Genomic DNA, 8,006 nt, shown 5'->3' with positions numbered 1-8,006 from the left:
GAGGTATGGCTCTCCATCTGGAACTGCTGGAGGCGTCCCGAGGCGAACACTTCGTCGAATTCGCCTTTGAGCAGGGCGGCCGGCTGACGGTGCAGCACCTCGAAGATCGAGCGCCCCACGGCGTCGGTGCGTGCTACCCCCTGCAGTCCGGTCTCCCGCACATGGTTCCAGGCGTGAATGCGGTACTGCCGATCGATCACATACAGCCCGACCGGCAATGAATCCACAATGCACTCGATGAAGGCGCGCTGATCGGCCAGCTCCTTCACATGGGCCCGGAGTTCGCCTTCGAGTTCGTGCAGGTAGGCGTCACGGCCGATGGCGATGGCGAGCAGTGGAGCAAGCGTTTCGAGTAGCGCCTCCTCGGCGTCGCTGAACGGCTGGCTCCGATGCACGACAAGCGCGGCGAGTCTCTGGCCGCCGGCTTCGATGGGGAGCGTGCGCGGAGCAGCCGTCGGCGCGAGGTCCGGCGGCACGAGGTCCGGCGTGCCATCACGCCAGACGACCGGCGGTGCCCCCGCAGCGATGAACTCGAGCGCCACGCGTTCGGCGCACAATCCCCCCCCGAGCCGCTCGAGGAACGCCGGGATCCCGCGCACCGAGTCGTTGGCGGCGGCCAACAGCCCGATCAGTTCGGGGAGTGTGGCCGGCGGGATGGATGGCATGGAGCTCCGAGTCAACACAAAGGGCGGCGGCCGTACCGTGAGGGCCCGACGTTCAGCGCCTCCCCGTCACACGAAGCGGCCGCCGCCTGACCGAACGACAGTCCGAAGGGAAGAAGCTAGATCAGGGGATCCCATCGGACAAGCTGACCGAATACAGGGGCGATCCTGCCGCGGCATCGATGGGCGGTAGCGCCCCGTACGCTGCTGGCGCCCGCCGATGGGCTGAGGACGCGACCGGACATAATCACAAACCAGCTATATCCACAGCACCAGGCGAGCAAAAGATACGAAGCAGGTCGAATCACTTTTCAGCGAGCCGACCTGCTTTCCACACCGCGAGAGTCATAGTGCCACAACCGCTGGGGCGACTGCGCGTCCGCCTCGGTCGTCGGGGCCGGCGGCGGCGCGATGCGTTACCAGGTTACCTTACGATGTCACAGACCTGATGATCTCGAAAATTTCCGCATTCTCTCGCTTGAGCCCCGGATGCTCCTCGGCATGGGCCCACCGAATGGTGCCCGAGGTATCGATGAGGAAGTAGGCACGGTTGGCGATCGCGCCGTCTCCCCAGAGCACGCCATATGCGGAGGCCGCCTGCTTATCAACGTCGGACAGGAGTTGCACCTTCATCTCGTGCTGATCTCGAAACTCCTTGAGCACATCAACTGCATCTACTGAAATAGGAAGAACTTCCACGTTTGCAGAAGAAAATCTATCAAAGTCGTCTGTGAAGGCACACAGCTGACTGGTACAGACGCTGGTGAACGCCTTCGGGAAGAAGGCCAGCAGCACGTGCCGGCTCCCGCGCAAGGCGGACAGGGTCACCGTCTCGCCGCTGGTGGAGCGCAGCGAGAAGTCCGGCGCTTCGGTGCCGGATTGGAGCGGGACGTTGGCTCCGGTCGTCATACGTGGTGAGGGCTGAGTGAGAAAAAAGAGACACGATCACATGTTTGCGAAGATGCAACCATTGTGGATTTCGTGAGTGAGATGCCGCCCGCGTGCTCAGCATCCTCCTGGTGGCGAATGAGGACGCGTGGGCAATCCGTTCCGAATGGTCCGCTGGCGGTCCCCTGCCCCGGTCCGGTTTGCCCCCAAGGCGCTTGGTGCGAGGGCCAGACGAACGAGGGGCCGTCGCAGTCCGCGGCGGCCCCTCGTGAACCATTGTGTCGAAGTGGAGCGTATCGGGATCGAACCGATGACCCCCTGCTTGCAAAGCAGGTGCTCTCCCAGCTGAGCTAACGCCCCGTGCCAACGCCGAATTGTATCCGACCGCGTTGTCGGAGTACAGGGGTGCCCTCGCCCCCCTCCGGATTCTCCTGACGGCGAGCCCCTCGGCCGGCTGCCATGATGTGGCCATCCATTGAACCGGGGGACAGATGCAATTGGACGGCAAGGTCACAGTGATCACGGGCGCAGCATCGGGTATAGGGCGTGCCATAGCGGAAGTGTTCGCGCGCGAGGGCGCCCGCGTGGTGGCGGGCGACGTGAACGCGTCCCGCATGGCGGAGGTCGGCTCGGCGCTCGCGACGGAGGGGCGGCCGATCCGCACGGTGGTGGGCGACATCGGTGCCCGGGCCGATGCGGAGGCGCTGGTGCAAACAGCCCTCGACGAGCACGGCCGCGTGGACATCTTGGTGAATAACGCCGGCATCATGGATTACATGGCTGGCGTGGGTGAGGTGACCGACGAGGTGTGGCAGCACGTGATGCGCGTGAACGTGGACGGTCCCATGTACACCAGCCGACTCGCCGCGCGCGCCATGCTCGCGCAGGGGCATGGGGTCATCGTGAACGTGGCGAGCATCGCCGCGTTGACCGGCGGTGCGGCGGGGGCCGCCTATACCACCTCGAAGCACGCACTCCTCGGGCTTACCCGCAGCACGGCCTGGATGTACGCCATGCGCGGTATCCGCTGCAACGCGATCTGCCCCGGCGCCACGAGGACGAATATCGCCGAGAGTATGCCAGCCGACCGGCTCGATCCGACCGGGGCAGCGCGTGCCGGGCTGTTCGCTACGCTTATTCCCGCCTGGCTCGAGTCGACCGACATCGCGGCCCTTGCCCTGTTCCTGGCCGGCGACGCTGCGCGCTTCATCAACGGCGCTGTGATCACCGCCGACGGCGGATGGATGGCACTGTGACGATCGCGCTCTCGGGCTGGTTTGACGATTTCGCGCGACAGGACCTGTCCATCGTCGGCGGCAAGAATGCGTCGCTCGGGGAGTTGCGGCGGCATCTCGTGACGCGTGGTATCGCCGTCCCCGATGGGTTTGCGCTCACGACGGCGGCCTACCGGCTGTTCCTTGGGTACAACGGTCTCGACGCGGTCCTCGCGCGCGAGGTGCAGCGGCTGCGCGACGGCGCTCCGCTTCACGAGGTCGGCGCCGCAATCAGGCAGGCCATGGCGGCGGGACGGCTCCCCGAGGCGATCGCCGACGAGGTGCGCGCACGCTACACCCAGCTCGCCACACGCGTAGCCTGCAGCGATCCGCCGGTGGCGGTGCGTAGCTCGGCCACCGCAGAAGACCTGCCCGAGGCCAGCTTTGCCGGGCAGCAGGAGTCCTACCTCAACGTGGTCGGCATCACCTCTCTGCTGGCCGCGATCCCACGCTGTTTCGCGTCGCTCTACACCGATCGCGCGATTGCCTATCGGCAGCATCACGGCATCGCCCACGCAGGCGTGGCGCTGTCAGTCGGGGTGCAGCAGATGGTCCGCAGCGACGTGGGGGCGTCGGGCGTGGCGTTCACGCTGGACACGGAGACGGGCTTCCGCTCCCTCGTGATTCTCACCGGTGCGTGGGGGCTCGGCGAAAATGTGGTGAAGGGCGTGATCAATCCCGACGAGTGGCGTGTCTTCAAGCCGCTGCTGGGGGACGCGTCGCTCACCCCCATTCTGGATGCGACGACAGGGCTCAAGCAGCAGAAGATGGTGCTGTCTGCCGAGGGCGCGCCGGTCAATGTGGAGACCCCGCCCGCCGAGCGCTCGCGGCGCTGTCTCACCGACCAGGAGGTGCTGCAGCTTGCCCGCTGGTGTGCGCGCATCGAGGAGCACTACGGCTGTCCGATGGACGTGGAGTGGGCCAAGGACGGCCTCAACGGGGCGCTGTATATCGTGCAGGCACGTCCGGAGACGGTGCGGGCGCGAGAGGCGTCCACTCAGGTCAGTACCTTCACGCTCCTGGGGACCGGCCCCGTGTTGGTCTCCGGCGTGGCCGTGGGGAGCCGCATAGCGAGCGGACGCGCGATCACCCTGACCGGCATGCACGAGGCTCACCGCTTCGAGGACGGCGCGGTACTGGTGGCCAAGCAGACGGATCCCGACTGGGTCCCCGTGATGAAGCGCGCCGCCGCCATTGTCACCGACAGCGGCGGCCGTACCAGCCATGCCGCGATCGTGAGCCGGGAGCTCGGCATTGCGGCTATCGTGGGCGCCACCGGTGCGTCCGCCGTCCTGGATGGCCATACGGTCACGGTGAGCTGCGCGGAGGGGCCGACGGGCACGGTGTACGATGGTGTGCTGTCATTCCGGGAGGACACACTTGATTTGTCATCAATGCCGCAGACGCGAACGGCCATCATGCTCAATGTGGCGGATCCGGCGATGGCGATGCGCTGGTGGCGCCTGCCGGTGCGCGGCATCGGGCTGGCCCGCATCGAGTTCGTTATCGAGCACATGGCCAAGGCACATCCCATGGCCCTGCTCCATCCCGAACGGCTCTCCGACGACGAGCGTGCGCGGATCACGACGCTCACTGCAGGATACGTCTCGCCCGCCACGTTCTTTGTGGACCGCATGGCCGCGGGGATCGGGCAAATTGCCGCGTCGCAGTGGCCCGAACCGGTGATCGTTCGATTCAGCGACTTCAAGACGAACGAGTACGCCGGACTGCTTGGCGGCCGCGCCTTCGAGCCACACGAGGAGAATCCCATGATCGGGTTCCGCGGTGCCTCGCGCTACTACGATGACCGCTATCGTGAAGGCTTCGGCCTGGAGTGTCGTGCGATCCGCCGTGTCCGCGAGGACATGGGGCTCCGCAACGTGGTGGTGATGATCCCCTTCTGCCGCACGCTCGAGGAAGCGGACAAGGTGCTCGTGGAGATGCGCCGTCACGGTCTCGCGCGTGGGGAGGCCGGGCTCGAGGTGTATGTGATGGCGGAAATCCCGAGCAACGTGCTGTTAGCGCGGGAGTTCGGCGCCCGGTTCGACGGCTTCAGCATCGGCAGCAACGACCTTACGCAGCTCACGCTCGGCGTGGACCGAGACAATGCGCTGCTGGCGTCGCTGTTCGATGAGCGCAACCCGGCCGTGCTCCGATCCATCGAGCAGCTGATCCGGGAGGCGCACGCCGTGGGGTGCAAGGTGGGCATTTGCGGCCAGGCGCCAAGCGACCATCCGGAGTTCGCCGAGTTCCTCGTGCAGGCGGGAATCGACTCCATCTCGCTCAATCCAGACAGCGTGGTGCCGGTGCTGCAGCGGGTGGCAGGGCTTGAGGAAGTCCGTCCGGCGGCGCCCTAGCGCCCTCACGCCACAGGGTCATCGCGCCGCTCGGCGCTCGGGGGGGTGGCACGACAAAGGGGCGGACACCGGAGTGTCCGCCCCTTTTGCGTTGCATCCGCCAAGCACTTACTCGTGCGCGGGGAGCGGCTCCATGGTCTTCGCGTCGACCGGCACCTGTACCTCGTCCTTGCACGGCGTGGTCATCATGAACACGCGCATGACGGGGAAGGCATCCATGAAGCTGAAGTAGCTGAAGGCCCACAGGCCGAGGAAGCCGACCGTCGTACCGATCTCCTGAAGACCGAACGGCAGGCTGGTCGCCTCACCGTAGATGCTCGGGTAGATCTCGATGTAGCGGTGGAGGTACACGCCAATGAGGCTGCACACCGCGAAGAGCACGAACGTCGGCAGGTACATCTTGGCGGCCTTCGAGATGAGCCCGAAGAACGGGAGCACGAAGCCGAAGATGGGAATGAGCTGGGTCACCGGCTTCCAGACGCCCGAGAGACGCAGGCGGTAGAAGTGGGTTTCTTCCGGCATGTTGCCGTACCAGATCACCAGGTACTGCGAGAAGCTGATGTAGCCCACGAACGCCGTGAAGGCGAAGCAGAGCTTACCCAGATCCCAGAGCGGATCCATCGTGATGACGTCCTTCACCTCGAGGTGATTGCGCCACCACATCGTGAGGAGCGACAGCAGCATGACCATGTTGACCCAGCCGGTCATGAACACGATCCAGGCGTACATCGTCTGCTGGAAGTGCAGCGAGATGGTCATGGAGTAATCCCATGCCATGAAGCACCAGCCCACGACGAAGGCAATCGGAACGGCGACGCCGAGCTTCCCCTGCAGCGAATGCTGGGTGTGCAGCTCGCGACGCTCGTCACCGCTCCAGCCGGCACGCATCTTCGCGCGCAGGCCGGCCGCCCACTTGGCCCCGTACTCGGGAAGCACGGCCACGTCCATCTTGATCGAGTTCCAGACGAACAGGCCCTGCAGCACCGTGATGGCGCCGAAGAAGAACAGGCCGCGGATCAGGAACCAGCCGTTGCTCAGGTAAGCCGCCTTCTCCTCGGTCGGGACCGCTTCGCGGCCACGGAAGGTGAAGATGCTGTCACCGCTGAAGAACAGAATGGCAATGAGAATGACAAACGCGATCGGCACGAAGGCGTAGAAGCCTTCCGCGAAGCGTACGACGGGGCGCGACCAGCGCGCCGTGACGATCCGCTGGACGGCGGCAAACGCCACACCGGCCGTGGAAATCGTGGCGAAGTAGGTCCAGTTGTACTGGACTGCCTGCCAGGCACGGTCCGGGTTGGTGAACAGCCCCATCACGAACACGCCGATCCCGATCACCGCCGCGATCAGCGCCGCGGTCTTGATGCCACCGGGGACCGACTTGGCGGAGAGGCGACGCGCGAATTCCTCACGCGTCGGGTAGTGATAGTGCTGGCTCACTCGTGCTTCTCCTTGCCCTCACCAGCGGCCGGCGGGCCGAGGTGCAGCGTGCGCATGGTCTCGTTCTCGTTCTTACCCTTGAAGGTGGCCGAATTGATGTTCGGCGAACCAACGGTGGGCTGCTGCGTGGGCTTCGCGAAGGGGGCGGGACGCGTGGGGGCTGTCAGCGTCGGGCCGGGCACCGTGGTGCCATTCTGCCCGGGGTAGCCGATCAGGGTCGTGTCGGCCGTGGCCTTCTGCAGCGCCCGTACGTAGTTGATCACATCCCAGCGATCGGTCTCTTCGATGCGATTGTAGCTGGGCATGATGCCGCGGCCGTTGCGGAGCATCCCGTAGATGTATCCGTCGGAGCGACCGCGGGCGGACTCGGTGAGCAGGCTGGGGCTGAAGCCATAGGCCGGGTTCACCTTCTTGAGGCCACCATTACCGTCGCCGGCCATGCCGTGGCACACCGCGCAGTTGATCTGGTAGTACTTCTTGCCGTTCTCGAGGGACGCATCGGAGACCGGCGTCGGATTCGGGATGGGCGTGAAGCTGTCGATCACCTGCGGGAGCGGCTGATAGCCGATCTGCCAGGCCGCCACGCGGACGCCCTGCACCGGCACCGACATCTGCGGCTGACCACGCGGCGGGGTGAGCGAGTCGGCCTCATTCTGCGAGACCGGCTCCCACGGTTCGATGCGCGGCTGGTTCTTGAAGTCCGTGAACCATGAGCAGGCGCCCAGGGTCAGCGGCAGCACGATGGCCACGGATGCGCGGAGCGCGCGAGTGACTGCGGAAGGCATCACGTTGAAAGTCTCAGGCTTCACGCCGCACCTCCTCCGCGCCAGCGTGGCGCAGGAGGTCCTCGGCCTGCGAGGCCTTGTTCGCGTCACACGCGATGAAGACCCCGAAGTGGCCGGAGGAGAAGCGGTCATCGTAGCCGACCGTGGTGGTCAGGCGAGGAATACGCGCGTTGATGAACATGCCGGCCACGGTCGAGAGGCAGCCGACAAGGACCATCACTTCGAAGCCGATGATCGTGTACGGGATCCAGGAGGCGATCGCCTTGCCGCCGGTGACGAGCGGCCAGTAGTCCGACGACCAGATCGCCACCCAGTAGCCGAAGCTCACACCGAGCAGACCGCCGATGAGCGTAAAGCGACGCACCACGCTGTTCGGGCCGGCGATCGCGTCATCCAGCTCATGGCGGATGGTGGGCGAGTAGACGGTTACGTCGCCCAGCTTCTTCTTCTTCAGCTCCTCGATCGCCGAGACGGTCGTATCGAGGTGGTGAAAAACACCAAGCACACCCTGCATCAGTGATGCCCTCCGTGGCCGTGCGAGTTCTTGAAGCGCGGCGTCACGATTTCCTTGAGCTCCATGATGGCCATCACGGGCATCTG

7 protein-coding genes and 1 tRNA gene are annotated in these 8,006 nt (G+C 65.4%); 2 read left to right on the top strand and 6 right to left on the bottom strand.

All coding sequences use genetic code 11. The features are described 5' to 3' along the window. From ACIQ51_RS13810 to ACIQ51_RS13800, 3 genes are all read right to left on the bottom strand, one after another. The coding region (locus ACIQ51_RS13810; protein ID WP_396205641.1) for a PAS domain-containing protein at window positions 1-665 on the bottom strand (665 nt) is incomplete at its 3' end. 426 nt (window positions 666-1,091) lie between these two features. Further along, on the bottom strand, window positions 1,092-1,571 hold the full coding sequence (locus ACIQ51_RS13805; RefSeq protein ID WP_396205640.1) for a redoxin domain-containing protein: 480 nt from the start codon (window positions 1,569-1,571) through the stop codon (window positions 1,092-1,094). A 266-nt stretch (window positions 1,572-1,837) separates the two neighbouring features. Continuing rightward, window positions 1,838-1,910 (bottom strand) — tRNA-Ala (locus ACIQ51_RS13800). Window positions 1,911-2,041: 131 nt separating this feature from the next. Here ACIQ51_RS13800 and ACIQ51_RS13795 point away from each other — a divergent pair. Further along, entirely contained in the window at window positions 2,042-2,806 is a 765-nt protein-coding gene (locus ACIQ51_RS13795) for an SDR family oxidoreductase (RefSeq protein WP_396205639.1), read from the top strand. Next, window positions 2,803-5,181: a phosphoenolpyruvate synthase gene (ppsA, locus tag ACIQ51_RS13790; protein WP_396205638.1), complete on the top strand. Its 2,379-nt coding sequence runs from the start codon at window positions 2,803-2,805 to the stop codon at window positions 5,179-5,181. Before ACIQ51_RS13795 ends, ppsA begins: the two co-directional genes overlap by 4 nt. 108 nt (window positions 5,182-5,289) lie before the next feature. Here the strand turns inward: ppsA and ACIQ51_RS13785 are convergent, their stop codons facing one another. From ACIQ51_RS13785 to ACIQ51_RS13775, 3 genes are read right to left on the bottom strand one after another with little or no spacing between them, the layout of a single operon-like run. Beyond that, on the bottom strand, window positions 5,290-6,621 hold the full coding sequence (locus ACIQ51_RS13785; RefSeq protein ID WP_396205637.1) for a hypothetical protein: 1,332 nt from the start codon (window positions 6,619-6,621) through the stop codon (window positions 5,290-5,292). Beyond that, entirely contained in the window at window positions 6,618-7,430 is an 813-nt protein-coding gene (locus ACIQ51_RS13780; RefSeq protein ID WP_396205636.1) for a c-type cytochrome, read from the bottom strand. Before ACIQ51_RS13780 ends, ACIQ51_RS13785 begins: the two co-directional genes overlap by 4 nt. Further along, on the bottom strand, window positions 7,420-7,920 hold the full coding sequence (locus ACIQ51_RS13775) for a DUF3341 domain-containing protein (RefSeq protein ID WP_396205635.1): 501 nt from the start codon (window positions 7,918-7,920) through the stop codon (window positions 7,420-7,422). Before ACIQ51_RS13775 ends, ACIQ51_RS13780 begins: the two co-directional genes overlap by 11 nt. Between the last annotated feature and the right edge of the window lie 86 nt (window positions 7,921-8,006).

The sequence above is a fragment of the Gemmatimonas sp. genome (assembly GCF_044344655.1).
Lineage (GTDB): Bacteria > Gemmatimonadota > Gemmatimonadetes > Gemmatimonadales > Gemmatimonadaceae > Gemmatimonas.
The sequence above is the reverse complement of the archived record's forward strand: the minus strand, read 5'-3'. Positions and strand labels throughout refer to the sequence as shown.